A 23,217-nucleotide genomic window follows, 5' to 3' on the forward strand; every position below is an offset into this window, starting at 1 on the left:
CACGCCGTCGGCATCGTCGCCAACCAGCCCCAGGTGCTGGCCGGTGTGCTGGACATCGAGGCCAGCGAGAAGGCCGCCCGGTTCGTGCAGATGTGCGATGCCTTCAACATCCCGATCATCACGCTCCTCGACGTCCCCGGCTTCCTGCCGGGTGTCGACCAGGAGCACGGCGGGATCATCCGGCACGGCGCGAAGCTGCTGTACGCCTACTGCAACGCCACGGTGCCGCGGATCTCGCTGATCCTGCGCAAGGCGTACGGGGGCGCGTACATCGTGATGGACTCCCAGTCGATCGGCGCCGACCTGACGTACGCCTGGCCGACCAACGAGATCGCGGTGATGGGCGCCGAGGGCGCGGCCAACGTCATCTTCCGCCGCCAGATCGCCGACGCGCCCGACCCCGAGGCCATGCGCGCACGCATGGTCAAGGAGTACAAGGCCGAGCTGATGCACCCGTACTACGCCGCCGAGCGCGGTCTCGTCGACGACGTCATCGACCCGGCCGACACCCGGGAGACCCTCATCCGGTCGCTGGCGATGCTGCACACCAAGCACGCCGAACTGCCCTCGCGGAAGCACGGCAACCAGCCGCAGTGACCGGATAAAAAACCGTGCAGTCTGTTACTTGTCATCTTCGGGGCGTCGGTTGGTTTGTTTGACTGGTGTGCTGGAGTGCCGAGTCGGTGTGCGCCGAGGGTGCGTGCTCGCCCGGCCGCTCGGATGGGTCGGGATCAACCAGGCTATGGAAGGCCGTAGTTGCAGGTCGGTGCGGGTGTCTGCCGCTCCGCTCCAGGGTTGCTGGGGATGTGCTAAAAACAGCCACGCCGGTTTGCTATTGACAGACCGGTCGTGCTGTTTTCTAATCGAAGTCGCCAGCAGCGCATGCGGATGAGGGAGACGGCGTGGACATCGACGTACTGGGCGCACTGGACGTGAGGGAGAACGGGATGTCCGTGGCTCCGACAGCGCCGAAACCACGCCAGGTCCTGGCGTTGCTGGCGCTGCACGCGGGCCGCGTCGTGCCGGTCGCCGCACTGGTGGACGAGCTGTGGTCGGACCGGCCGCCGCGCAGCGCCCGCACCACCCTCCAGACCTATGTGCTGCAACTGCGCGAACTCATCGGCACGGCACTGGCCCGGGATCCCGGACCGGCCGGCGGCGACGGGCAGCGGCGCCGCACCGCCAAGGACGTGCTGATGACCCTCCCCGGCGGCTATCTGCTCTCCGGTGACGACGTCAGCAGCGACATCCGCGCCTTCGAGCGGATGGCAGGCACCGGCTACCGGGCCATGGACGCGGGCGACTTCGCCGGTGCCTCCCGGCTGCTCGGCGCCGCGCTCGACCTGTGGTCCGGCACGGCCTTCGCGGACGTGCAGCAGGGACCCCAGCTGAGCATGGAGGCCAAGCGCCTGGAGGAGAGCCGGCTGTGCGCCCTCGACCAGCGCATCGAGGCCGACCTCAGGCTCGGCCGGCACCGCGAACTGCTGGCCGAACTGACCGTGCTCACCAGCCGCTACCGCACCCACGAGAACCTGCACGCCCAGTTCATGCTGGCCCTGCACCGCTCGGGCCGGCGCGGCGAGGCGCTCGGTGTGTACCAGCGGCTGCGCACCACCCTGGTGCGTGACCTCGGCCTCGAACCGTCGCCGCGCCTGCACCGGTTGCAGCACTCGATCCTGGTCGCCGCCGCCGACTGCGCCCCCGTGCCGTCCGCACAGCCCGCCCAGCACACCCGGCCGGGGCCCGCCGCCGAGCCCGGTCCGCTCCGGCGGGACCACCGCCTGGCCCAGGCGAGCTGACACCGTACGCGCCCGCCCGGTCCTCCGTACCCGGGAACGGCACCTACCCAGGAGGAACCCCCATGACCAGCGAGCCGCGGACCCCGCCGCAGCCGGTCCCCGCAGCCGCCGGAACCGACGTTCTCGCCGGACTGACGGATGTGCTGGCCGAGTTGCTGGAGATCGAACCCGACCGGATCGATCCGCGCCAGCCCTTCCACGTCCTGGGGTTCGACTCCATCCTGACCGCCGAGTTCGTCGCCGCCGTGAACGCCCGCTTCGGCATCCGGCTCGCGGCGGCCGTGCTCTACGACCACCCGACACCGGCGGCGCTCGCCGACCGGATCGAGGCCGACGCCACCGGTCCCGGCGCCCGCGCGGACACCGGGGAGCAGGACGGGCCCGCGGCGGCGGCCGTCCTGGCGGAACTGCGCGCGCATCTGGCGCGGATCCTGCACTGCGACCCGCACGAGATCGACGCCCGGGAGGCGTTCCCGCTGCTCGGCCTCGACTCCATCCTGGGTGCCCAGTTCGTCGCCGCGGTCAACTCCGCGTACGGACTGCGCGAGCGGCCCGTCACGCTCTACGACCACCCCGACCTGACGGCGATGGCCGAGCACATCGCCGCGGTCCGCGCCCCGGCGTCCGACGCCGCGGCCCGTACGGCGACCGCGCCGCCCGGTCCACGGGCCGCCCTCACCCCGGACGAGGTGAACGCCCTGCTGGACGCCGTCCGAGACGACATGCTCAGCGTCGACGAGGCGGTCACGCTGCTGTCGTCCCGGCCCGTCTGAGCGAGGACCCGCATGGACGACAAGGAGATCCTCACCGGCTTCAAGAGCGGCGCCCTCGGCCGCGAACAGGCGGTGGCCCTGCTCACCGGCGCACCGGCCGTTCCCCCTGTGTCTGTTGTTCCGGCCGTTCCCGCTGCGCCTGTTGTTCCGGCCGCACCCGCTGTGCCCGTTGTTCCGGCCGCGTCCGCCGCCGCGACCGCGACCGGGCCCGCCGTGCGCGGTGTGCCGTCCGCCGCCCCCGAACCCCCGCCGGCGCGTGTCCCGGCCACCGCGCCGGCGGGCGGCGGCGAGCCGGAGAGCACCGGCCCGTACGCCGTCACGGCCCTGCACGGACGCTTCCCGCAGGCCGATGACCTGGAAGCCTTCTGGCGTACGGCACTCGACGAGCGCGACACCGCCTCGGCGCCGCCGCCCGGCCGTCCCGCCGGTACCGAACCCGGGTACTTCCTCGACGGCGTCGCCGAGTTCGACGCCGCCTTCTTCGGGCTCGCCCCCGACCGGGCCGCCCTGCTCGACCCGCAGGAACGCGTCCTGCTCGAGACGGTCTGGCAGACCCTGGAGGGCGGCGGCTACACCGGCGCCCGGCTCGACGCCCTCACCACCGAGGACGGCGAGCCCCGCGACGTCGGCGTCTACCTCGCCCACGGCCCCGCCGACCACGCCCTGCTCGCCGCGGAGCAGGGCGGCGCGTTCCCGGCGGGCTGCCGCGGCGGCCTGGCCGGCAGGCTGTCCGCGCTCCTGGACCTGCGCGGGCCCAGCCACTGCGTGGACAGCGGCAGTTCGTCCTTCCTCGTCGCCCTGCACCACGCGCTCGGCGCGCTGCGCGCGGGCGAGTGCGCGGCGGCCCTGGTCGGCGCGGTCGATCTGCGGCTGCACCCGGCACGCCAGGTCGCGGGCGGCGGCGAGGGCGCCGGTGCCCTCCTGCTCCGGCCGCTGGCCGCCGCCCGTGCGGCGGGCGACACCGTGCACGCGGTCGTCCGCGCCGGTGCCGTCGTCCACGCCGGGCGCGCCCCCGCGGCGAGGGTCACCGAACGGCTGGACCGGCGCACCGCGGCGGCGGGCGCGGACACCGCGCGGCCCACCCTGCGCGAGACCGGCACCACCGCGGCGGCCACCACCGGGGACACGGGCGCCGCCACCGGCTTCGTGGCCCTCACCCGGGCCGTACTGCAACTGCGCCACGGCACGCTGCTGCCCGTACCGGGCGGCCCGGCCGCCGCCGTCTGGCCCCGCCCCTGCGACGCGCACGGCCGTGAACTCCCGCGCCGCGCCGCCGTCACCGTGCGCGACCCGGCGGGCACCGCCGCGCAGGTGATCGTGGAGGAGGCCCCGCGCACCCGGCCCGAGCCGGGACGGACCGCCCCGCCGCCGGGCGGTCCCGCCGGGCAGGGCGAGGAACTGGTCCTGCTGTCCGCGCCCACCCCCGGACACCTCGCGGCCGCCGCGCGGCGGCTCGCCGAGCGGGTGGGCCGGGCCGACGCGAGCCCGGACGTGCCGAGGGACCTGACCGCGCTCGCCCGCGAACTCCGCCTGGGCCGGGCCGTACTGCCCTGCCGCCTGGCCGTGACCGTCCGCAGCACCGCCGAACTCGCCGCCGCGCTCAGCGCGTTCGCCGCGGAGCCCGCCCCCGCCGCCGCCCCCGGCTCCGGCTCCGGTGCGGCCGGGAGCGGCGGTGTCCGCCACGCCGACCTGCGCTCCGGGTCCGGCGGGTCCCCGCTGCTCGGGGACCTCCCCGAGACCGACGACTACCTCGCGGCCCTGTGGCGCGGACACCGGCTGGACGCGCTGGCCCGGCTCTGGCTCGCGGGCGTCGACGTCACGGCGGCCCGCGCGGCGGGCACGGGACCGGTGCTGCCGCTGCCCCTGACCCCGCTGCTGCGCCGGCCGCTGCCGGCCGCCCGCCCGAGGACGGACGAGCAGGACCGATGACACTCACCACGTCCGAACCCCGCGCCCCCGAGGCCCGCGCGCCCGAGCCGCGAGCCTCCGAGCCGCATGCCCCGCAGGACGCGCCCGCCGCACAGCCGCTGTCCGCGCCCGCCGACGGGTCCGCCCCGCCCGCGCCGGTCAAGCTGTGGCTGTGCCCCAACGACGACCTGGCCCCCGCCCTCGCCGCCGTCCTGGCCGCCCACTGGCTCGACGAGACGGAACGGGAGACCGCCGGGCGGTTCCTCTTCGAACGCGACCGCCGCCAGTACCTCGTCGCCCACACCCTGGTGCGGCGGGCGCTCGCCCTGGAGGCCGGGGTCGCCGAGGCCGAACTCGTCATCTGGCGCTCCCGGCGCGGGCGTCCCTTCCTCCAGCCGATGCCGGGCGGACTGCCGCGCGGCGGCGCGCACCTCGACTTCAACCTGTCGCACGCCGGTGGCTACAACCTGCTGGGCATCGTCCGGCGGCACCGCATCGGTGTCGACGTCGAACGGCTCGACCGCGACGCCCAGGCCATCGAGACCATCACGAGCACCTTCGCGCCCGAGGAGCAGGAATGGGTGACGCGGGCCGCCCCGGGACGGGAGCGGGACCGGCGGGTGCTGCGCCTGTGGACCCTGAAGGAGGCGTACTCCAAGGCGCTCGGCCTCGGCCTCGGACTGCCCTTCGACGAGTTCGCCTTCACCCTCGCCGACGACCACGGGGTGACCGGATTCCGGCCACCGGCTCAGGACCGTTTCGGACGGTGGCGGTTCGTGGAGCTGGAACCGGTGCCCGACGTCCTCGCCGCCGTGGCCGTGCCCGACGACGGACGGCAGCCGCCGGAACTCCAGCTCCATCATGGATTTCCCTGGGGCAGGGCGGCCCCGCGGACCATCGAGCTGCCCGAACCGGTGGGCGGAATTCGCGGATAGCGCGTTTTCCTCATGCATTTTGGAGCATTGCGTCCGCCGGACGCCTTTTCGCGGTCGGCGGACGCCTGGGGGACATCCGTATTCAGCGGCCGGCCACCCGGTCCCGCCGGGCGAGCAGTGCCGTACGGACCTCGCCGGCCAGCACCTCGAACAGGGGCCGCGGATCGTCCTGGAAGTAGAAATGGCCGCCCGGAAAGAGATGGACGCCGAGGAAGCGCGCGCACAGCCCCGCCCACCGGGCCAGCTCCGCCGGGCTCGCCGCACCGTCGTGGGTGCCGCCGAAGACGGACACCGGCACGGGCAGCGGCCCGGCCGCGGGGGCGGAGCGCCAGTTCGCCACCAGGTGCAGGTCGGCGCGGATGACCGGGGCGAAGACCTGCCACAGGCCGGGATGGTCGAGGACCTGCGCGGGCGTGCCGCCCAGCAGGGCCATCCGGCGCCGCAGTTCCTCGTCGGTCAGGTCCCGCAGGGGCACCGGCACGCGCGGCCCGTCGGCCGAGGGCACCCCGCAGGCGGAGACGCCCAGCCACACCGGGGCCCTGCGGCCCTCGGCGAGCAGCCTGCGGGTGAGTTCGTAGGCGACCAGGGCGCCCATGCTGTGCCCGAAGAAGGCGAACGGCGCCTCGTCGTCCTCCAGTTCGGGACCCAGGCGGTCCAGGAAGTGCGTGACCAGGGCCTCGCCGTCGCTGACCAGGGGCAGGCCCAGCAGCGAGCCGTGCCCGGGGGCGTCCACGGGCAGCACCCGCCAGCCGGCCGGGGCGTGGTCCGCCCAGCCCTGGAAGGCCAGCCCGGAGCCGCCCGCGTGCGGGAACACGTACAGGCGCGGCCCGTCACCGGTGCCGGACCGCCCGTCGCGTGGGAGTGAACCGAGCGATGTCATCGAGACTCCGTCCTGGGTGGGCGCGGAAGGGAAATCACCGCCGGGGAAAAGCCACCGGCAGGAAACACCCGCGCCGCCAGGTTATCCACCGGCACTCGCCCCGGACTCGAATCCATGGATCGTCGCGCCGGAATCCACAGTTCACCTCCAGTGTCCGTGCAAGTGTTCTTGAGCGCTTCGAACGCCGTGCGCAACACCGCACTTGGAAGTCCGCTAGAGGACCACTACAGAAAAACGCTCGGCGGGCACGGACGCGGCTAGCGTGCTTAGTGGCGAAGATTTCTGGCCAACGGCAGGAACTGAACAGGGAACTCGACGAGGTACGGAGGACACCGTGAAGATTCAAATTCTGGGTCCGTTGAGTGCCGAGGTCAACGGGGGGTCGATCGTTCCGTCGGCCGGCAAGCCGCGGCAGCTCCTGTCGCTCCTGGCTCTCTATCCGGGACGGGTCATGCCCGTCCCCACGCTGATGGAGGAGCTGTGGAGCACGGAACCCCCGGCGAGCGCGCTCACGACACTACAGACGTACATCCTGCAACTGCGCAGAAAACTCGGTACGGCGATGGGGCCGGCCTCCCCGGCGGGCGCCAAGGACGTCCTGGCCACCCGGCACGGGGGCTATCTGCTCCAGATAGACGAGGACTGCGTCGACGTCCACCAGTACGAGAAGCTGGTACGGGAGGGGCAGACCGCCTTCGAGGCGGGTGACAACGATGTGTCCGCCGCCCGGTTCCGGGCCGCCCTCGGGCTGTGGAGCGGCGCCCCGCTGGTGGACGTGCGGGTCGGCCCGGTCCTGGAGATCGAGGTCATGCGGTTGCAGGAGAGCCGGCTGGTCACCGTGGAGCGGCGCATCGACGCCGATCTGCGCCTCGGCCGCCACGCCGAACTCATCGCGGAACTGGCGGACCTGACAGCGCGTCACCCGCACCACGAGGGACTGCACTCGCAGGCCATGGTGGCGCTGTACCGCTCCGGGCGGCAGGCCTCCGCACTGGAGGTCTACCGCAGGCTGCGGATGCGGCTCATCGACGAACTCGGTGTCGAGCCCTCGCCGCAGCTCCAGCGCATGCACCAGGCCGTGCTCTCGGTCGACCCGCAGCTCGATGTGCTGGCCGGACCGCGCAACACCTCCACGTTCGACCTGTTCGCGGCCTGACCGCGACCGCGCACGGCGGCCCCGGGCCCACACACCGAGCGCACCGGCCCCCGAGGGGACCGGCGCGCGGTGGTGGCCGTCCGGTGGCGCGCTGCGCCCCGCGGGCTCAGAGACCCGCCGTCTGGAGCCGCTTGACGGTCTCCCACAGCACCTCCGGCGTGGCGAACGTGTCCAGCGACAGCGCCTCGTCCACGAAGCGGACGTCGTAGGCGCTCTCCAGCGAACCCAGCAGCTCCACCGCGCCGAGCGAGTCGAGCCCGCAGTCCCGCAGGTCCGTGTCGGGAGCGAGCGGCTCCTCGCCGTCCAGGAACGGCAGGTACTCGCGGAGCAGCTCTTCGAACTTCTGGTCCCACGCCATGGTGACCCCACCCTTTTCCACTGTGTCGGTCGTTCTTCTGTGTCGGTCGTTCTTCGGTGTTTCGGTTCTTCGGTTCTTCGGTGTTCGGTTCTTCGGCCGTACTGCGGTCGTACGTCGGTGAACACGAGCTAAGGCCGGGCCGAGGGGGCGGGGGAACCCGTCCCCCACCCCTGACCGGCCCCTATTTCCCGGCCTGTACGGCTCCGAGGGCCAGGTCGATGGGAAGGTCCGCGCGGCCGTTGATCCGCAGCTTGCGGTAGACCTTCGTCAGATGCTGCTCGACCGTGCTGACCGTCAGGTACAGCTTGGTCGAGATCTCCCGGTTGGTGAGCCCCTGGGCCGCCAGGGTGGCCACCCGCTGCTCGGAACTGCTCAGCCGGGTCTCCGGTCGCTCCGGGCCCGGCTCGACGATCCGCTCGGGCGCCGGATCGCTCAGCGGGGCGTCGGGCAGGATCTCCTTGCACAGCGCCGTCGCACCGCACTGCCGGGCCAGGCTCCAGGCCGCCCGGGTGGTCGCGGTGCCCTTCATCGGCGCGTTGCCGTCCGCCTGCATGGTCTGCCCGAGGTCCGCCATCGCCTGCGCGGTGGCCAGCCGGTCGCCCGAGCGGTGCAGTTCGTCCACCGCCTGCTCCAGCAGCGAGATGCGCTGCCGCGACGAGCCGACGCTCAGCGCCCGCCGGTGCAGCGACAGTCCGCGCACCCAGGGCCGGCGGGCGTCGGGCAGGGCGAGCTGCTGGAGCACCAGGCGCTCCGCCTGCTGCGGCTTGCCCAGCCGTTGCAGGGCCTGCGCCGCGTCGCTGCGCCACGGCAGGAACGCGGGCCGGTCGATGCCCCGGCTCTGCATGATCCGGCCGATCGCCATGAAGTCCGTCAGGGCTGCCTGCGGCTGGTTCCCGGTGAGGTGGTGCAGGCCCCGGGCGCGCAGGAAGGCCAGGCCGTGCAGGCTGTCGAGCAGCCCGTGCGGCAGCGGCCGGTCGCACTGCCGGGACGCCTCCGTGTAGTGCCCCATCGCGCTGTGCGCGCCGACCAGCACGGCGAGGGCCGCGTACCGGAACGTACCGCCGCCGCCCTCCGGCAGCGCCTCCAGGGCGCGCCCGGCGAACGAGGACGCCCCGGCCAGATCGCCGATCCGCAGCAGCGCCTGCGCGTGCAGGGTCGCGAACACCGCGGCCCAGCCGGGCGCGCCCCGACGCTCCGCGTCCTCCAGCAGGGTCCGGCTCCACGGCACCGCCCGCTCCGGCTGGTCGCACAGCAGCAGCGAACGGACCGCCTGGACGACGGCGGTGAGCGTCGCCTCGGTCAACGTGGCCGAACGCAGCAGGCGTTCGGCCGTCGTGGCGCCCGTGTCGATCACCAGGTCGAGCGGCGAGACGCCCTGCTCGTCGTCCTCCTCGTCGCGGTCGCCCAGCAGTTCGGCGGCCTCCGTGAGGCGGCTCTGCATCAGCAGCAACTGGGAGAGCGGCTGGGCGGGTTCGCCGTCGAGCAGGCCCGAGCGCAGCGCGGCCAGCGGCCCGGCGAGCCGGCGTTCGGCCGTCGCCGGGTCGAAGCGCCAGGTGATCTGCGCCAGCCGGGCCTCGATGACATGGCGCTGCCGGTCGTCCTCGCACACCTGGTGCGCCAGCTCCAGCAGCCGCAGCGCCGGGCGGCCGTCGTCGGCGGCGAGCCGGGCCTCGGCCGCCTCGCACAGCAGCTCGGTCTCCGTGGCCGAGGCCGTCCACCGCGTGTGCCGGTGGGCGGCGGCCGCCTGGAGGTGCCCGGCCGCCTCGGTGGCCGGACGTCCCCACCGGCGCAGCAGCAGCGCGGCCCGGCGGTGCAGGGCGATCAGGTCGGCGGTGGCCAGTCCGCTCAGTACGGCGTCGCGGACCGCCGGATGGCGCAGCCGGACCCCGTCGACCAGGCCCGCCGCGGCCAGGGCGCTCAGCCCCTGGCGGACGGCGGCCGGGGAGAGTTCCAGCAGCTCGGCGGCCTCCTCGGCGCTGTCGGCGGTCCGCAGCAGCGCCACGGCCTGGGCGACCGCGGCGGCCGTGGGGCCGGTGCGGTGCAGACAGGCGCGTACGGCCTGGGCGAACGAGCCGCCGGGCACCGGCGCGACCTCGTCGCCCCCGGCGCCGCCCGCCTCGTCCAGCAGGGCCCGCAGCAGCAGCGGGTTGCCGCCGGAGATCTCGTGCAGCGCCCGCGCGCCGCCGCCCCGGCCGCGGCCCTCGGCCAGGGTGCGGGTGTCGGCGCGGGAGAGCCGGTCGAGCCGGATCCGCCGGAAGGCGGGCTGGCGCATCAGCTCGGTCGTGAAGGCGGGGTCGCCCGCCTCGTGGTGCAGCGAGTCGGTGACCACGAGCAGCAGCCGTCCCGCGCGGACGCTGCGGGCGAGGTACTGGAGGAAGGCGAGCGACTCGTCGTCGGCGTACTGCACGTCGTCGACGCACAGCACGAGCGGGGTCCGCTCGCTCAGTTCCCGCAGTTCCGCGCAGAGCGCCTGCATCGTCTCGGCCCGCGGCGGCGTACCGCACACCCGGTCCGTGCCGTCCAGGGCCAGCCCCCGGGCGCTGCCCGCCAGTTGGCGCAGCACGCCGTACGGGGTGCCGCGCTCGGCGGGGGAGCCGGCCGCGCACAGCGTCAACGCATCGCCCGCCGCGGCCAGTTCGAGGAGTGTGTGCAGAAGGGCGCTCTTGCCGCAGCCCGTGGGCCCCTCCACCAGAACCGTACGGGGCCGGCCCGCCGCGCAGTCCGCGAGGGCCTGGTCCAGTGTTCCGATCGCCGCCGTCCTGCCGACCAACGTCATAGTCGCCCCGTCCCCGATTGGTCCACCCCTAACCTGGGCCAGCATGGGCGGACCGGCTACAGGGGTGGTCGAGCCGCGGCTGAACAGCCGGTCGGCCGTGACCGTACGGCCGGGGTGTGCGGCCGGATCCGCCGGGGTGGTGGTCGGCCGGTGTCAGGGCAGGCGCGGTTCGCTGCGGACCAGGCCCGCGTCGCGCATCTCCTCGACCCAGATGTCGAGGTCGGCGCGGGCGTTGTCGGGTTCGGTCTCCCACAGGGAGGCGAGCATGCGGGCGGCCGCGGCCACGTCCCCGTCGTGCTGGCACAGCGCCAGCCACATCGCGGTGCCCGCGGGCCCGCAGCGGAACCTGCGGGCCGGGGCCGCCACGTCAAGACGCCCGTCCGCGTCCACGCTGACGTTCAGGCCGGGCACGGGTCGAACACGCACGAGCACCTCCAGCCGGCGACCTGACCACGGCTCTTCGGGCCAACGCTTTCGCGTCTGGGACAGGAACCGGAAAACAATTGGCACCGAGCACGCTGCGGCGGCGAGAGCATGCAATCCATCGTCCTGTGCGCGCCCGGCGGGTGGCAACACTGGCGCCCCCCTACAGGGGAGTGCGCGAGCGCCCCCGCCGTAGGGGTGGGCTGCGCGTTTGGCCCGTGCGCCCCCGGCGTCCGCCCCCGGACGGAGAGAACCGGCCGAATGCATTTCCGAAATCCCCGGGAAACTGGCCGGATATCGCCGAAGCGACGGCCGGTGATCCGGTGAACCGGCGTCGGGGGAATTCCGCCGCGCATTGCGGGGACTTCGCGCGGGGGCCGGAAGAGCGGGCCGCCGGCCGGAGCGCCGCGGAACGCGCCCGCGGCCCGGCGGCGGCCTCGCACCAGCGCCGTTCGAGAGCGTCTCGTCCCGGTCTCCGGCGCACCGCGAGACCGTCGGAACCCAGCCGCAGCACCGGAGGAGGCTGATCCATGACGGCAGTACCGACCGGGACCGCCCTGCGGTCGGCGGGCAGGCAACGCCCGCCGGTGCCGGGATCCGTCGAGGGCGGCACGGCGGTGCTGTTCCCCAGGGCACGGCGGGTGCGGCCGGGCATGGCCCGCGCGCTCTACGGGACGTTCCCCGCCTTCCGCGGGGAGTTCGACACGGTGTGCCGCGCCCTGGACCCGCGCCTGTCGCTGCCGCTGGCCGTCGCGGTGTTCGCGCCGGAACGCGGCGTGGACAGCCGCCTGCTGCACCGCATGGACTTCGGCCGGGCCGCGCTCTTCGCCTACCAGGTCGCGCTGTACCGGACGTGGCAGGACTGGGGCCTGCGGATCGCCGCGGTGGCCGGGGACGGCGTCGGCGCGCTCACGGCCGCGCACGTCACCGGACGGCTGGACCTCAGGACCGCCGCGCGGCGGGCGCTGACCGGCCGCCGCACCCGGGGGCGCGACGAGGCACGCGCCGTACGGGTGCTGCGCACGACCGGCTCCCGGCGCGTCCTGGCCTGCGGTCCCGCCGCGGAGGGCACCCTCGCCGCGGGCGCGGAGGGCTGCGCCGTCGTCGGGGACGTCCCCGGACTGCTGACTGCCGTGGCCGGGCTCCAGCTCTGCGGACCGCGCATCGACTGGGACGGCCTGTGGCACTCCGGGCGCCCCGGCCCTGCCGTACCCGCGTCCGCCCCGCGGCGCTGAGCGGCCCGCCGCCACCCCCTCCGGAATGCGCCGGAATACGCGGGCGTCCGGCGCCGTGGGTGCCTACACTGCCGCGCATGGCATGCCGCATCAGTGAACTGGTCCTCGACTGCGCCGATCCGGAGCGGCTCGCCGCGTTCTGGAGCGAGGTGCTCGGCTACGTCGAACTCGGCCGCGAGGCGGACGGGGGCATCGAGATCGGCCCGCCCGGCACCGGGTTCGGCGGTCCCCAGCCCACCCTGATCCTCAGCCCCAGCAGCGATCCGCGCCCCGGGAAGCTCCCGCTGCACATCGACGTCAACGCCACCGACCGCGACCAGGCCGCCGAACTGGAACGCCTCCTCGCCCTCGGCGCCCGCCCCGCCGACGTCGGCCAGAGCGGCACCGAGAACTGGCACGTCCTGGCCGACCCCGAGGGCAACGAGTTCTGCCTCCTGCACACCCGGATCCGGCCGCTCTGACCGAGGCGTCCAGGTCGCGGCACACTGTCCCCGTGGTCTTCCGATTGCTGCCCGGTACCGGGCTGGTCCTGCCGGGGAGCGCCGGTGTGCTGCGGTTCGGCATGAGCGAGCGTGCGGCGCAGTGGGCGGCGTCGACGCTGGCGGACATCCGTGTCGGCGGGTGGATGTGCGGGGTGCGCTGGACCTTCTTCTTCGTCCACCGGGACGTCATGGTGACGGCGTACGCGTGCGCGGCTTGCGACGGGCAGGACTTGGGGCATCTGGTCGTCGAGCGGACGGAGCGGGTCCCGGAGCAGGCCGCCGCCGTCCCGGTCGCGTTCGGTGATCTGGACCTCTTCGGCTATCCGATCCACGAACTGGCCGAGGTGCTCGAACCGGCCGACCGCGAGCTGCTGTTGGCCGCGGGCACCAATCCGCGCAGTACGCACTATGTGCCGGGTGTGCGTCTCGACGCGTGCGAGGGCGAGCGCCGGTAGCGGGCCGCGTCCGCCCTCTCAGGCGGCCTCGGTTCCGTCGTGGAGGGTCAGGGCCCCGGCGAGGTCGAGGTCGGCGCCGGTGCCGTGGGCTCCGGCGCGGACGAGGAGGACGGCGCCGAGCGCGGTGCTCCAGAACGTCCTGGCCTCCACGCCGAGCGGCCGCCTGGCCTGCCAGCCGCGGGCCTCGACGAGGCGGCTCACGAAGCGTTCGGACTGCCGGAACAGCAGCTGGAGGTGCTGGTCGACCACGGGGGCGAGTTCGGGCTTGGAGATCGCGGCCGCCAGGGCGCGCGCGATGGACGGGAGCGAGGGCAGGGCGAGGACGGCGCGGGCGATGTTGCGCCGGAACGCCGCCGCGTCGGGGGCCTGGCGGCCGATGCGCTCCATGCGCCGGGTGTCGTGCAGCAGGCCGAGGAAGGCGGCGTGCACGAGCAGCGAGTCCTTGGAGCCGAAGTAGTACGTGACCTGGTTGGGGAAGACCCCGGCCGCCTTCGCGATCTCCGCGACGCTCACCTCGGCGCCGGGCCGCTCCCGGCAGAGCCGCGCGGTGACCTCGATCAGCCGGCGCCTGGTGGCGCGGCCGCGGTCCAGTGCCGGAGTCGGTGTCGCCCGTGCCTCGGTTCGCTTCTTCTCCACGCCCTCATTGTATGTGATACAAAATGGCTCGCACTTGTATCGCATACAAGAAAGGTCGGAGCGCATGCAACGGACCGAGGTCGTCGTGACCGGACTCGGCGCGACCACACCGCTCGGCGGTGACGTGGCGTCCACCTGGCACGCCCTGCTGGCCGGTGAGTCCGGTGTCCGCGGCGGTGTCCTGAGCGGCCACGAGGACATCGGCCCGCCCGGCGTCGTCGCGGGCACCCTGGCGGTCGATCCCGCCGGGCTGCTGCCGCCGGTTCGGGCCCGGCGGCTCGACCGCTCGCAGCAGGCGGCCCTGGTCGCGGCGGCCGAGGCCTGGACCGACGCCGGTACCCCCGAGCCTGACCCGGACCGGCTCGCCACCGCCGTCGGCACGGGCATCGGCGGCGTACGGACCCTGCTGAAGGAGGACGACGTACGGGAGACGGCCGGGGTCCGGCGCGTCTCGCCGCGTACGGTCCCGATGCTCATGCCCAACGCGGCCGCCGCGCTGATCAGCATCGAGTACGGCGCACGGGCGGGCGCCCACACCCCCGTCTCGGCGTGCTCCTCGGGTGCCGAGGCGATCGCCCTGGGGGCCAGGCTCATCCGCGCGGGCGAGGCGGACGTCGTCATCGCGGGCGGCACCGAGGCCGCGATCACCCCGATCACCGTCGCGGGGTTCGCCCAGGCGCAGGCCCTGTCGCGGTACGTCGGCGAACCCGCCTGCGCCTCACGGCCGTTCGCCGCCGACCGCAGCGGCTTCGTCCTCAGCGAGGGGGCGGCCGTCATGGTGCTGGAGAGCGCCGGGCACGCCGCCGCCCGCGGTGCGCGCGTCCATGCCGTGCTCGCGGGCGCCGGGATCGCCGCCGACGCCCACCACATCACCGCGCCCGACCCCGACGGCTCAGGACAGATCGCGGCCATGCGAAAGGCCCTCGCCCAGGCGGAGTTGGACCCCGGACGGGTCGGTCACATCAACGCCCACGCGACCGGAACCCCCGTCGGCGACATCGCCGAGGCGCACGCGATCGGGGAGGTCTTCGGCCGCGCCGCCACCGTGACCGCCCCGAAGGCGGCCCTCGGCCATCTCTTCGGCGCCGCCGGGGCGATCGAAGCGGTCGTCGCCGTGCTCAGCGTGGCGCACGGCGTCGTCCCGCCCACCCGCAACCTCACCGCGGCAGGCGTGGGGCCCGGCATCGGCCTCGACGTCGTCACCGAACGACGGGACGTCCCCCAGGACGCCGTGCTCAGCAACTCCTTCGGCTTCGGCGGGCAGAACGTCTCCCTCGTCGTCACCGGAGCATCCTGATCGGCGTGCGCCTCATCTCCTGGACCAGGTCTTCTGGGCAAGTTCTCTTGGGCAAGATCACTTGGGCCAGCCGATGTCGTCGTCGTCGGAACGGGACGGCGCGCCCCGGGCCGTGCGCTTGGGCATGCCGGTGCTCACGGGTGCGGCCCGGCAGGCAGCAACCGAGTGCTTCATGGACGACTCCCGGGCGAGGACGGACGACGGACGGGCGTGTTCCGGCGGGCACTGGAGATCCTCGCCTGAACCGGTCGAGAACCGCTGGAGAAGCAGGCGAGGAACGCGTGAGGGCGCCGCGAGAGCCGCACGAGGCACCGGCACGGCGGCTGGCAAAGGTTTGCCCGCGCCTTGCCCGCCGCCCTACGCTCGATGCGGCCCCGGTGGTCCCCATCCGTTCGCGGTCGCCTCCGTCCGCGCGTCCTTCCGAGGGAATGGTCACATGCTCCGACAGCCCGCGTTCGGCCGCCGCCTGCGGAAGCTGCGTACGGCCCAGGGCCTCTCCCAGACCGCGCTGGCCGGGGACGGCATGTCCACCGGATATCTGTCCCGGCTGGAGTCGGGCGCCCGGCAGCCCACCGAGCGGGCCGTCGCCTACCTCGCCGAGCGGCTGGGCATGAAACCCGACGACTTCGAGGAACCCGCGGGCGGCTCCCTCGCCCACGCGCTCACCCTCGTCGCCTCCACCGGCTCCGAGGACGCCGTCGAGATCCTGCGCGAGGCGCTGGCCGCCGAACAGCACGAAGCGCCCGTCCTGCGCTGGCAGGCCCTGTGGCAACTGGCCCGGCACCGGCGCCTCCAGGGCGACCACGAGGGCGAGCGCGGCTATCTGGAGGAGCTGGTCCGGCTCGGCGACGAGGTCGCGCTGACCGAGCTGCGGGTCCGCGGCCTGACCCGGCTCGCGCGCTGCCTGCGCTCGCTCGGCGAGATCTCCGCCGCGCTGGACGCCGCCGTCACCGCCCACCACCTGGCCCGGGACGGAGCGCTCGGCGTGGAGGACCGGGCCACGGTGCTGCTGGCCCTGGTGTCGGTGGAGGCCGAGGCCGGCCGGCTGCCGGACGCCAGGGCCCACACCGACGAACTGACGGTCCTCGTGGAGGGCCGCACCGACACCCTGTGGGCCGAGGCGATGTGGACCGCCGCGGCCGTCCGGATGCGCCAGGGCGACTACCCGGCCGCCCAGCACTGCCTGGAACAGGCCCTGGAGAAGTTCAGCAGCGGCGAGGACCTGGTGCTGTGGCTCCGGCTGCGGCTCGCCGCCGGACGGCTGCACCTCCAGAAGGTCCCCGCCGACCCGCGGGCCGCCGAGCGGTGCGTCGCCGCCGCCGAACCGGCCCTCGCCTTCGTCGGCACCCCGGGCCTGCGCCAGGAACTCACCGCGCTCAAGGCCGACCTCGCCTTCCTCACCGGGAACTACGACGACGCCCGCACCCTGCTCGGCGAACTCGCCCGCGAACAGCCCCGGATGACCTACCGCGACCGCGTCCGCCTCGACATCCTCCGCCACCAGCTCCGGATCCTGTCCGGCGACGAGAGCGGGGTGGCCGGGCTGCGCGCCCTGGCGGAACAGGCCCAGGCGGACGCCAACATCGACCTCGCCGCCGAGATCTGGCGCATCCTCGCCGAGGCGCTTGCCCAGAGCCGGGGGCCCGCAGGCGACCCCGCCGCCCCGGCGGCCCGGGAACGGGACATCGCCTGACCGGGCGGGGAGGCGGGTACGGCACGAGGCCGACCGAGGGGGATGCGCCCCGGTGCGGCGCATCCCCCTCGGCGCGCTGCCGTCGCCGCCCGAGCCTCAGAGCGAGTGGCCCAGCCGGTCGTTGATGTGGTCGAGGCACAGTTCGTACAGGTCCTCGGCGTGGCTCTCGTGCCAGCCCGCGGGCACGGCCGCCGCGGACGGCCACAGCGCGTGGTGCCCGAAGCGGTCCGCCAGGACCACGAACGTGGCGAACTCGTCGGCGAACGGGTCGTCCGCCGCCGGGTGGTCCAGGACCCGCAGCCCGCCGTCCGCGTCCAGCCGGGCGGCCCGTCCGGTACGCCACATCAGCGGCGTACGGCCGTCCGCACCGGCGTCCGAACCGTCCTCCGCGGCGCCGCGGGCGGCCCCCTCCCCGGCGGCGAACGGGTCCGGCAGGAACCGCTCCCCGGTGGCCCCCGGCGCCCCGGCGTAGCCGCGCGCCACGCCCGCACCGGCGATGTACAGTGCCCCTGTCTCCCCGGCGGCCACCGGACGCAGCCGGGCGTCCAGGACATACGCCCGATGGCCGGGCGCGGGGCGGGCGGGGCGGCCGGGGCCCTGCTCGACGACGAGCCGGCCCTCGGCCCAGCCGCCGCTCACGGTCAGCCCGGTGCCCTCGGCGCGGGCCAGTGCGACCAGCGCGCACAACAGGTCGTCGGCGCCGCCGAGCACCACCCGGGTGTCGCACCGCCGCAGCCAGCTCAGCACCTCGTGCGGCACCGCGTGGGTGAGGGAGGCGTCCGGGATCCGCACCCTCGCGCCGCGCACCAGCGCGCCCAGCAGACCGAGCGCCGCGTCCCCGTCCGGATAGCCGCGCACCAGCCAGGCGGCGTCGGCCGGTCCGGCGAGGGTGGCCGCGGCGACCGCCTCCGGACCGATCACCACCGTGCCGTCCTCGGCGGGCATCAGCAGCGCCGGGTCACCGGACCGCGCCGGACGGGTCCGGTCGGCGTCCCTCACCGGCCAGTGGCCCGCCGACGGCAGCCGGTCGGCCGCGTCGTCCCGGACCAGCCGGGCCGCCCCGGGCACGGCGGGCAGCAGCAGGTCCGCCGTCTCGTCCAGCAGCAGCACCACCGGCCGTACGGCGTCCGGCAGTTCACCCGACGGGAGCACCGGCAGCAGCGCGGCGCCCGTCTTGGCCACGGCGAGCGCGGCGACCGCGAACCCGGACGGTGACGACAGCGCGGTCAGCACCGACGTGCCGGGACCCGCCTGATGCTCGATGAGCGCGTGCGCCAACAGGTCCGAACGGGCGTCGAGTTCGGCGTAGTCCATCCCGGCGAGCGCGGGCGCCTCGGGGGCCCGCGCCATCTGCGCCGCGAACAGCTCGGCCACGCCCCGTACCGGGACCGGTGCGCTCGGCACCGCCCACACCCCGCCCCGCCCGGCCGGTCCGGGCAGCAGCCGCAGCCGGCTCAGCGCGGTGTCCGGCGCGTCGAGTGCCGCCTGGAGCACGGCGATCAACTGCCCGGTGAGCGAGGCCGCCGCCGCCTCACCGACCGTCTCCAGCCGGTGCGAGGTGGCGACGGCGATGCCCGCGGGCGCGCCCGCCGGACTCTGCCGCTCGGTCAGCACGAACGCCACATCGGCCTCGGGCAGCGGCAGTTCGGCCTGTTCCACCTCCACGGTCAGCCCGGCCGCCGTGAACCGCCGCCCGGTGTCCGCCTGCAACACGGTCAGCGCGACGCCGCCCGGCCGGGCGAGCGCGGCCCCGCCGTCCCGGTAGGCGGCGAGGTCGGCCGCCCTGACCCGGCGCAGCAGCTCCTCGAACGCGGGGTCGCCCGAGGGGTCGGCCGACAGCGCCAGGACCCGGCCGTGGGCGCCCACCGCGCCGCGCAGCCCGGCGCTGCCCCGGGCCGGGACCGGCGCGGCCACGGTGACCTCGCCGGACACACCCAGCCGGGACAGCACCGCGGTCAGCGCGGCGTGTACCACCATGAACAGGGTGGTGCCGTGCTCGGCCGCGAACCGGGTGAGCCCGTCGTGCAGTTCGGCCCCCAGCTCCGCGTCGAGCGTGGCGTACGAGCTGTGTGCGGCGCGCGGCGCGGAGCCCGGCAGCGGGGTCGGCGCCACATCGCCGAGGAACGCGCGGGAGGGCGCGTCCAGCGCGGCGGGGGAGCGGCGCGGGGTGCCGCCGGTGGCGCGTGCCCCGTACGCCTGGGCGAGTTCGGCGGCCAGCGGCAGATGGGACCAGAGGTCCACGGAGTCGGCGGGCAGCGCCAGGTCCAGCAGGTGGTCGTCGGCGGCGATGCCGCGCAGCCGCGTACCGGCCGAGCCGAGCCGGGAGTTGCGCAGCACCTCGTGGCGGCGGCCCAGGTCCTCCAGCGCCTCGTCCAGGGCCCGCCGGTCCAGGGCGCCGCGCAGCCGCAGCGGCAGCACCGCGCTGTCGCTGCCCGCGCCCGCCGGGCCGGTGACCGTGGCCGGGACGTCGCCGACGAGCGCGGCGAACCGGGCCGGGGTCGGCGCCTCGTACAGGGCGCGGCTGCCGGGGTCGGTGCCCAGCGTCTCGCGGACCCGGGACAGGAGCCGGGCGGCGGCCAGCGAGTGGCCGCCGATGCGGAAGAAGTCGGAGTCGGCGTCCACCGCGCCGCGCGGCAGGCCCACCGCCTCCGCGAACAGATCGCGCACGATCTCCTGGACCGGCGAGCCCGGCTGGGTGCCGGGGCGGTGCGCGGTGAGCGCCGGGGCGGGCAGCGCGCCCCGGTCGACCTTGCCGTGGGCGTTCAGCGGCAGCGCGTCCAGGGTGGTCAGCACCGAAGGGATCATGAAGTCGGGCAGCCGCTCCTGGAGATGGGTGCGCAGGACGACCTCCAGGTCCACGCTCCGGTCGAACGTGACCGGTGTGTTGGCGCAGTCCGCCACGGCGGCGGCGGGCCCGGTGCGCACGCCGGTCAGGGCACCGGCCGGGACCCGGTCCGGGTCGACGTAGACGATGTCGAGGAACCGGGCGCCCTGCCCGGACCAGGTCGGCAGGGCGCGGTAGCCCAGCCGCTCACCGGCCGCGCACAGCGCCTCGGGGTCGGGGGCGGGCGCGTCCTGCGGCGGCAGGTCGAGCCCTTCGAGCGGGTTGTCCAGCGCCTCCATCGCGGCGTACTCGTCGTGCACCCGGCGGTTGGGCACCTGGGCCAGGCGCAGCACGGCGGGCCGGTGCTCGGCGAGGTGGGCGGCGGCACCGGCGGCGGAGGTGATGTCGCGGTCCCAGACGGCGGTGGGGGCCGCGGCGAGGTCGGCGACCGGCTCGGCGGTGGACAGCACCGCGTCGTAGCGGTAGCGGGTCAGCTCGTTGTGGTGGACGCCCCGCTTGACGCGTACGTCCACGGCGCGCACCGCGGGCAGTTCGCGGGCGAGGGCGTCGAACAGGGCGGGGGAGAGCAGCAGTTCGGTCTCGGTGGCGACGCGCTGGTCGATGCGGCGGCGCTGGGCGTCGCGGTCGGCCTCGAAGGCGTCGGGCCGGGCGAGTTCGACGCCGGTCTCCAGGCAGCGGGAGAGGTCCAGGCTGCGCAGGTCGCCCAGGACCAGGGAGCCGCCCGGGGCCAGCAGGGGCAGCGTCGCCCCGATGACGGTGCGCAGGTAGGACAGGTCCGGGAAGTACTGGACGACGGAGTTGAGGACGATCACGTCGAAGTGGCCGGCGGGCAGCCCCGTGGTGTCCTCGGCGCTCTGCCGGCGCAGCCGGACCTTGCCGCCGAGCACCGGGTCGTCCGCCAGCCGGGCGGTGAGCGCGGCGACGGCGGGGGCGGACAGGTCGGTCGCCCAGTACTCCTCGCACTCCGGTTCACGGGCGAGCCTGCTGAGCAGCAGGCCGGTGCCCACACCGATCTCCAGCACCCGGCGCCGGGGCAGCTCGCGGATCCGCTCCAGGGTGGCCCGCTGCCACTCCCGCACCTGTTCGGCGGGGATCGGCCGGGCGTCGTAGCTGCTGTGCCAGCCGGTGAAGTCGCTGCCCAGTTCGGTCTGTTCCGCCTCCGCGTGGTCGTGCAGGGTCTCGTGGATCTCCTGCCACTGGGTGATCCGGGCGAGCTGCGCGTCCGGACCGGGGCCCGCCGTCCCCGCGCCCGGCGCCGCCGGGACCACGTGGGCCACGAGGTGCTTGTCGCCGTCGGGTGTCTCGTGCACGGACACCGCGGCGGCCGCCACGCCCGGGTGGGCGGTGAGCACCGACTCGATCTCGCCCAGCTCCACCCGGTGGCCGCGCAGCTTGACCTGGTCGTCGAGCCGTCCGGCGAACTCCAGGGCGCCGTCCTCGCGGACCGTCACCAGGTCGCCGGTGCGGTAGAGCACTCCGCCGCCACCGGTGAACCGGTCGGTCACGAACCGCTGCGCGGTCAGCTGCGGCCGGTTCAGGTATCCGGTGGCCAGACCGGGCCCGCCGAGCAGGAGTTCACCTGTCTGCCCGGCCGCGGCCGGGGTGCCGTCGCGGCCCACGACGACCGCGGTGGTGGCGCCGAGGGGGCGGCCGATCGGGACGGTGCGGTCGCCCCCGGCGGGCTCGGTGACCTCGTGCCAGGTGGCGAACGTGGTGGCCTCGGTCGGCCCGTACATGTGCAGCAGCCGCTCGGGCGCCCCGGCGGCGAAGACCTCCCGCACCCGGCGCGGGTCGCAGGTCTCGCCGCCGAAGAGCAGGGCGCGCAACGGGGCGAACGCGGCGGGCCGTTCGCGGGCGATCAGCTGGAACAGGGCGGTCGTCAGGAAGGCCACGGAGATGCCGTGGGTGCGGACGGCCTCGGCGAAGCAGTCGGGGTCGGTGACGGTGTTCCGGCTCAGCCCGACCAGGCGGGCGCCCGCCGCGAGCGTCGCCCACACCTCGAAGGTGACCGCGTCGAAGACCGGGTTCGCGGCCTGCGCCACCGTGTCGGCGGGGGTCAGCCGCAGGTGCTCGGTGGAGCCCACCAGGTCCAGCACGGCCCGGTGCGGGACGACGACGCCCTTGGGTGTGCCCGTGGTGCCGGAGGTGTAGCAGACGTAGGCGGTGTCCTCGGGGGTGATGTCCTCGGCGCGCAGGGTGCCGGGGCGGGCGGCGATCTCGGCGGCCTCGGCGTCCAGGGCGACGACGGTGAGGTCCTGGCCGCGGTACTCGAGGGCGCCGGCGCCCTCGGTGAGCACGGTACGGGCCGCGCTGTCGCGCACGATCAGCCGGCGTCGCTCGGCGGGGTCGGCCGGGTCGACCGGGACGTAGGCGGCGCCGGCCCGCACGATCCCGAGGAACGCGGTCACCAGCTCCGGTCCCGGCCTGAGCGAGGTCACCACCCGGTCGCCCCGGCCCACGCCGCGGGCCCGCAGATGCGCGGCGAGGCGGTTGGCCGCGCGGCTCAGCTCCGCGTAGGTGAGGGACGCGCCGTCGCCGCCGAGCCCGGGGTAGGCGACCGCGATCGCGTCGGGCCGTGCCAGGACCTGCTGCTCGATGAGACCGGAGATGGACATCGACTCGCTCCTTAGGACAGCGCCTTCCGGGCTTGGCAAAACGTTGCCTGAAGCTTGGCAAGGCATTCCTGAGACGGTGTCTTGGAATGGTGGAGTGCGGGTGGAGTCGCAGGTGGGCAGGGCGCGATTGTGTGCCGGGGGCGGGTGGGGGTTGCCAAGCGGGGACAAGCGGGGAGGCGAACGGGCGTGGGCAAGGCGCGCCACGCCCTCGCCGGCCGGAAGCCGCCAGCCGCCAGCCGGAAGCCGCCAGCCGGAACCCGGAACCCGGAAGCCGTCAGCCCCGAACCGGCACACGCCGAAGCCCCCGCCACGGCGCGAAGGCCGGCGGGGGCGTCACGGTGGAGCGGGCTCCGGTTGCCCGGGTGGGCGGTGGTCAGGCGGAGGCGACGAGCGGCCAGCCGATGTCGCCCGCGGGCTTGTTGGCGGCGGCAGGGGAGACGGTGCCGGGCGCGACCGGCCAGCCGATGTCGTCGCTGTGCTTGGCGACGGCCTGGGTGGCGGTGGGCCAGCCGATGTCCCCGGCGGGCTTGTTGACGGTGGTGGCGGAGGCGGGGGCGACCGGCCAGCCGATGTCCCCGGCGGGCTTGTCGGCCGGGCCGGTGGTGGGGGCGACGGGCCAGCCGATGTCGTCCGTGGCCGCGGCGGAGACCGTGTGGGGCGCGACCGGCCAGCCGATGTCGTCGGCGGAGGCGACACCGACCCCGGCGGCGGAGAGGGCGACGGTGGCGGCGGCGACGGCGGCGATCCGGGCGATGCGGTTCATGTGACTGACTCCCCTGTGACAAGTCCGTGTTCGTTGCTTGGCAACCTCTTGCCAAGAAGATTGGCAAGGGAATCTCGGGAAACGGTGGGGAATCGTTCGAGATCGAGTCGAGGAGGCCACCAGAAACCCTCCAGAACGCTGGACAGGGTGCCGCAGTCGCCTCGCCGGACCCGCTTCGAGCTGCGGAA

The 23,217-nt window shown here is 74.9% G+C and carries 18 protein-coding genes; 11 read left to right on the forward strand and 7 right to left on the reverse strand.

What is annotated here, in order from left to right:
• The 5 genes from B086_RS0120495 to B086_RS0120515 form a co-directional block, all read left to right on the forward strand.
• Nucleotides 1–597, forward strand: a 597-nt coding sequence (locus B086_RS0120495; RefSeq protein WP_018568305.1) for a carboxyl transferase domain-containing protein, incomplete at its 5' end; no start/stop codon positions are given.
• A gap of 305 nt (nucleotides 598–902) precedes the next feature.
• Nucleotides 903–1,799 (forward strand): AfsR/SARP family transcriptional regulator, encoded by an 897-nt coding sequence (locus tag B086_RS0120500; protein ID WP_018568306.1) that lies wholly within the window; start codon nucleotides 903–905, stop codon nucleotides 1,797–1,799.
• 62 nt (nucleotides 1,800–1,861) lie between these two features.
• On the forward strand, nucleotides 1,862–2,572 hold the full coding sequence (locus B086_RS0120505) for a phosphopantetheine-binding protein (RefSeq protein ID WP_018568307.1): 711 nt from the start codon (nucleotides 1,862–1,864) through the stop codon (nucleotides 2,570–2,572).
• Between the two features lie 12 nt (nucleotides 2,573–2,584).
• Complete coding sequence (locus B086_RS0120510) at nucleotides 2,585–4,501, forward strand: polyketide synthase (protein ID WP_018568308.1); 1,917 nt, start codon at nucleotides 2,585–2,587, stop codon at nucleotides 4,499–4,501.
• A complete protein-coding gene (locus B086_RS0120515) occupies nucleotides 4,498–5,415 on the forward strand; it encodes a 4'-phosphopantetheinyl transferase family protein (RefSeq protein WP_018568309.1) in 918 nt (305 codons plus the stop codon). The genes B086_RS0120510 and B086_RS0120515 overlap by 4 nt, the downstream gene beginning before the upstream one ends.
• An 82-nt stretch (nucleotides 5,416–5,497) precedes the next feature.
• On the opposite strand, the gene B086_RS40330 is transcribed toward B086_RS0120515, so the two are convergent.
• Nucleotides 5,498–6,295 carry a thioesterase II family protein gene (locus tag B086_RS40330; protein WP_018568310.1) on the reverse strand — a complete coding sequence of 266 codons (798 nt, stop codon included), beginning with the start codon at nucleotides 6,293–6,295 and terminating at the stop codon, nucleotides 5,498–5,500.
• Between the two features lie 334 nt (nucleotides 6,296–6,629).
• Between B086_RS40330 and B086_RS0120525 the strand changes: the two genes are divergently transcribed.
• Nucleotides 6,630–7,451, forward strand: a complete 822-nt coding sequence (locus B086_RS0120525; RefSeq protein WP_026252606.1) for an AfsR/SARP family transcriptional regulator — start codon at nucleotides 6,630–6,632, stop codon at nucleotides 7,449–7,451.
• 106 nt (nucleotides 7,452–7,557) lie between these two features.
• On the opposite strand, the gene B086_RS0120530 is transcribed toward B086_RS0120525, so the two are convergent.
• The 3 genes from B086_RS0120530 to B086_RS0120540 form a co-directional block, all read right to left on the reverse strand.
• The gene (locus B086_RS0120530; RefSeq protein WP_018568312.1) at nucleotides 7,558–7,809 is read right to left on the reverse strand and encodes a phosphopantetheine-binding protein; all 252 of its coding nucleotides are present in this window, start codon (nucleotides 7,807–7,809) and stop codon (nucleotides 7,558–7,560) included.
• Nucleotides 7,810–7,990: 181 nt separating this feature from the next.
• Nucleotides 7,991–10,585 carry a helix-turn-helix transcriptional regulator gene (locus tag B086_RS40335; RefSeq protein ID WP_018568313.1) on the reverse strand — a complete coding sequence of 865 codons (2,595 nt, stop codon included), beginning with the start codon at nucleotides 10,583–10,585 and terminating at the stop codon, nucleotides 7,991–7,993.
• Between the two features lie 153 nt (nucleotides 10,586–10,738).
• Nucleotides 10,739–11,011 carry a PqqD family protein gene (locus B086_RS0120540; RefSeq protein ID WP_037873735.1) on the reverse strand — a complete coding sequence of 91 codons (273 nt, stop codon included), beginning with the start codon at nucleotides 11,009–11,011 and terminating at the stop codon, nucleotides 10,739–10,741.
• A gap of 527 nt (nucleotides 11,012–11,538) precedes the next feature.
• Between B086_RS0120540 and B086_RS0120545 the strand changes: the two genes are divergently transcribed.
• The 3 genes from B086_RS0120545 (at nucleotide 11,539) to B086_RS0120555 (ending at nucleotide 13,180) form a co-directional block, all read left to right on the forward strand.
• Nucleotides 11,539–12,243, forward strand: coding sequence for an acyltransferase domain-containing protein (locus B086_RS0120545; protein ID WP_018568315.1), 705 nt, complete (start codon nucleotides 11,539–11,541; stop codon nucleotides 12,241–12,243).
• 77 nt (nucleotides 12,244–12,320) lie between these two features.
• The gene (locus B086_RS0120550) at nucleotides 12,321–12,704 is read left to right on the forward strand and encodes a VOC family protein (RefSeq protein WP_018568316.1); all 384 of its coding nucleotides are present in this window, start codon (nucleotides 12,321–12,323) and stop codon (nucleotides 12,702–12,704) included.
• A gap of 32 nt (nucleotides 12,705–12,736) precedes the next feature.
• On the forward strand, nucleotides 12,737–13,180 hold the full coding sequence (locus B086_RS0120555) for a hypothetical protein (RefSeq protein WP_158690404.1): 444 nt from the start codon (nucleotides 12,737–12,739) through the stop codon (nucleotides 13,178–13,180).
• 18 nt (nucleotides 13,181–13,198) lie between these two features.
• On the opposite strand, the gene B086_RS0120560 is transcribed toward B086_RS0120555, so the two are convergent.
• Complete coding sequence (locus B086_RS0120560; RefSeq protein WP_018568318.1) at nucleotides 13,199–13,816, reverse strand: TetR/AcrR family transcriptional regulator C-terminal domain-containing protein; 618 nt, start codon at nucleotides 13,814–13,816, stop codon at nucleotides 13,199–13,201.
• 64 nt (nucleotides 13,817–13,880) lie between these two features.
• Here B086_RS0120560 and B086_RS0120565 point away from each other — a divergent pair, with 64 nt between their 5' ends.
• On the forward strand, nucleotides 13,881–15,113 hold the full coding sequence (locus B086_RS0120565; protein WP_018568319.1) for a beta-ketoacyl-[acyl-carrier-protein] synthase family protein: 1,233 nt from the start codon (nucleotides 13,881–13,883) through the stop codon (nucleotides 15,111–15,113).
• A gap of 436 nt (nucleotides 15,114–15,549) precedes the next feature.
• Nucleotides 15,550–16,806, forward strand: coding sequence for a helix-turn-helix domain-containing protein (locus tag B086_RS0120575; protein WP_018568320.1), 1,257 nt, complete (start codon nucleotides 15,550–15,552; stop codon nucleotides 16,804–16,806).
• Between the two features lie 96 nt (nucleotides 16,807–16,902).
• Here B086_RS0120575 and B086_RS0120580 read toward each other — a convergent pair whose 3' ends face one another.
• Nucleotides 16,903–22,266, reverse strand: a complete 5,364-nt coding sequence (locus B086_RS0120580; protein WP_026252607.1) for a non-ribosomal peptide synthetase — start codon at nucleotides 22,264–22,266, stop codon at nucleotides 16,903–16,905.
• A 373-nt stretch (nucleotides 22,267–22,639) separates the two neighbouring features.
• A complete protein-coding gene (locus B086_RS43685) occupies nucleotides 22,640–23,029 on the reverse strand; it encodes a hypothetical protein (protein ID WP_018568321.1) in 390 nt (129 codons plus the stop codon).
• Nucleotides 23,030–23,217 lie beyond the last annotated feature (188 nt).

The sequence above is a fragment of the Streptomyces sp. PsTaAH-124 genome (assembly GCF_000373685.1).
GTDB lineage: Bacteria > Actinomycetota > Actinomycetes > Streptomycetales > Streptomycetaceae > Streptomyces > Streptomyces andamanensis.

Excerpts from the sequence above, each read along its gene's own strand:
- B086_RS0120545 (WP_018568315.1), top strand. The coding sequence starts at position 11,539 with ATGACGGCAGTACCGACCGGGACCGCCCTGCGGTCGGCGGGCAGGCAA.
- B086_RS0120580 (WP_026252607.1), bottom strand. The coding sequence starts at position 22,266 with ATGTCCATCTCCGGTCTCATCGAGCAGCAGGTCCTGGCACGGCCCGAC.
- B086_RS0120530 (WP_018568312.1), bottom strand. The coding sequence starts at position 7,809 with ATGGCGTGGGACCAGAAGTTCGAAGAGCTGCTCCGCGAGTACCTGCCG.
- B086_RS40330 (WP_018568310.1), bottom strand. The coding sequence starts at position 6,295 with ATGACATCGCTCGGTTCACTCCCACGCGACGGGCGGTCCGGCACCGGT.
- B086_RS0120575 (WP_018568320.1), top strand. The coding sequence starts at position 15,550 with ATGCTCCGACAGCCCGCGTTCGGCCGCCGCCTGCGGAAGCTGCGTACG.
- B086_RS0120550 (WP_018568316.1), top strand. The coding sequence starts at position 12,321 with ATGGCATGCCGCATCAGTGAACTGGTCCTCGACTGCGCCGATCCGGAG.
- B086_RS43685 (WP_018568321.1), bottom strand. The coding sequence starts at position 23,029 with ATGAACCGCATCGCCCGGATCGCCGCCGTCGCCGCCGCCACCGTCGCC.
- B086_RS0120565 (WP_018568319.1), top strand. The coding sequence starts at position 13,881 with ATGCAACGGACCGAGGTCGTCGTGACCGGACTCGGCGCGACCACACCG.
- B086_RS0120505 (WP_018568307.1), top strand. The coding sequence starts at position 1,862 with ATGACCAGCGAGCCGCGGACCCCGCCGCAGCCGGTCCCCGCAGCCGCC.
- B086_RS0120515 (WP_018568309.1), top strand. The coding sequence starts at position 4,498 with ATGACACTCACCACGTCCGAACCCCGCGCCCCCGAGGCCCGCGCGCCC.
- B086_RS0120510 (WP_018568308.1), top strand. The coding sequence starts at position 2,585 with ATGGACGACAAGGAGATCCTCACCGGCTTCAAGAGCGGCGCCCTCGGC.
- B086_RS40335 (WP_018568313.1), bottom strand. The coding sequence starts at position 10,585 with ATGACGTTGGTCGGCAGGACGGCGGCGATCGGAACACTGGACCAGGCC.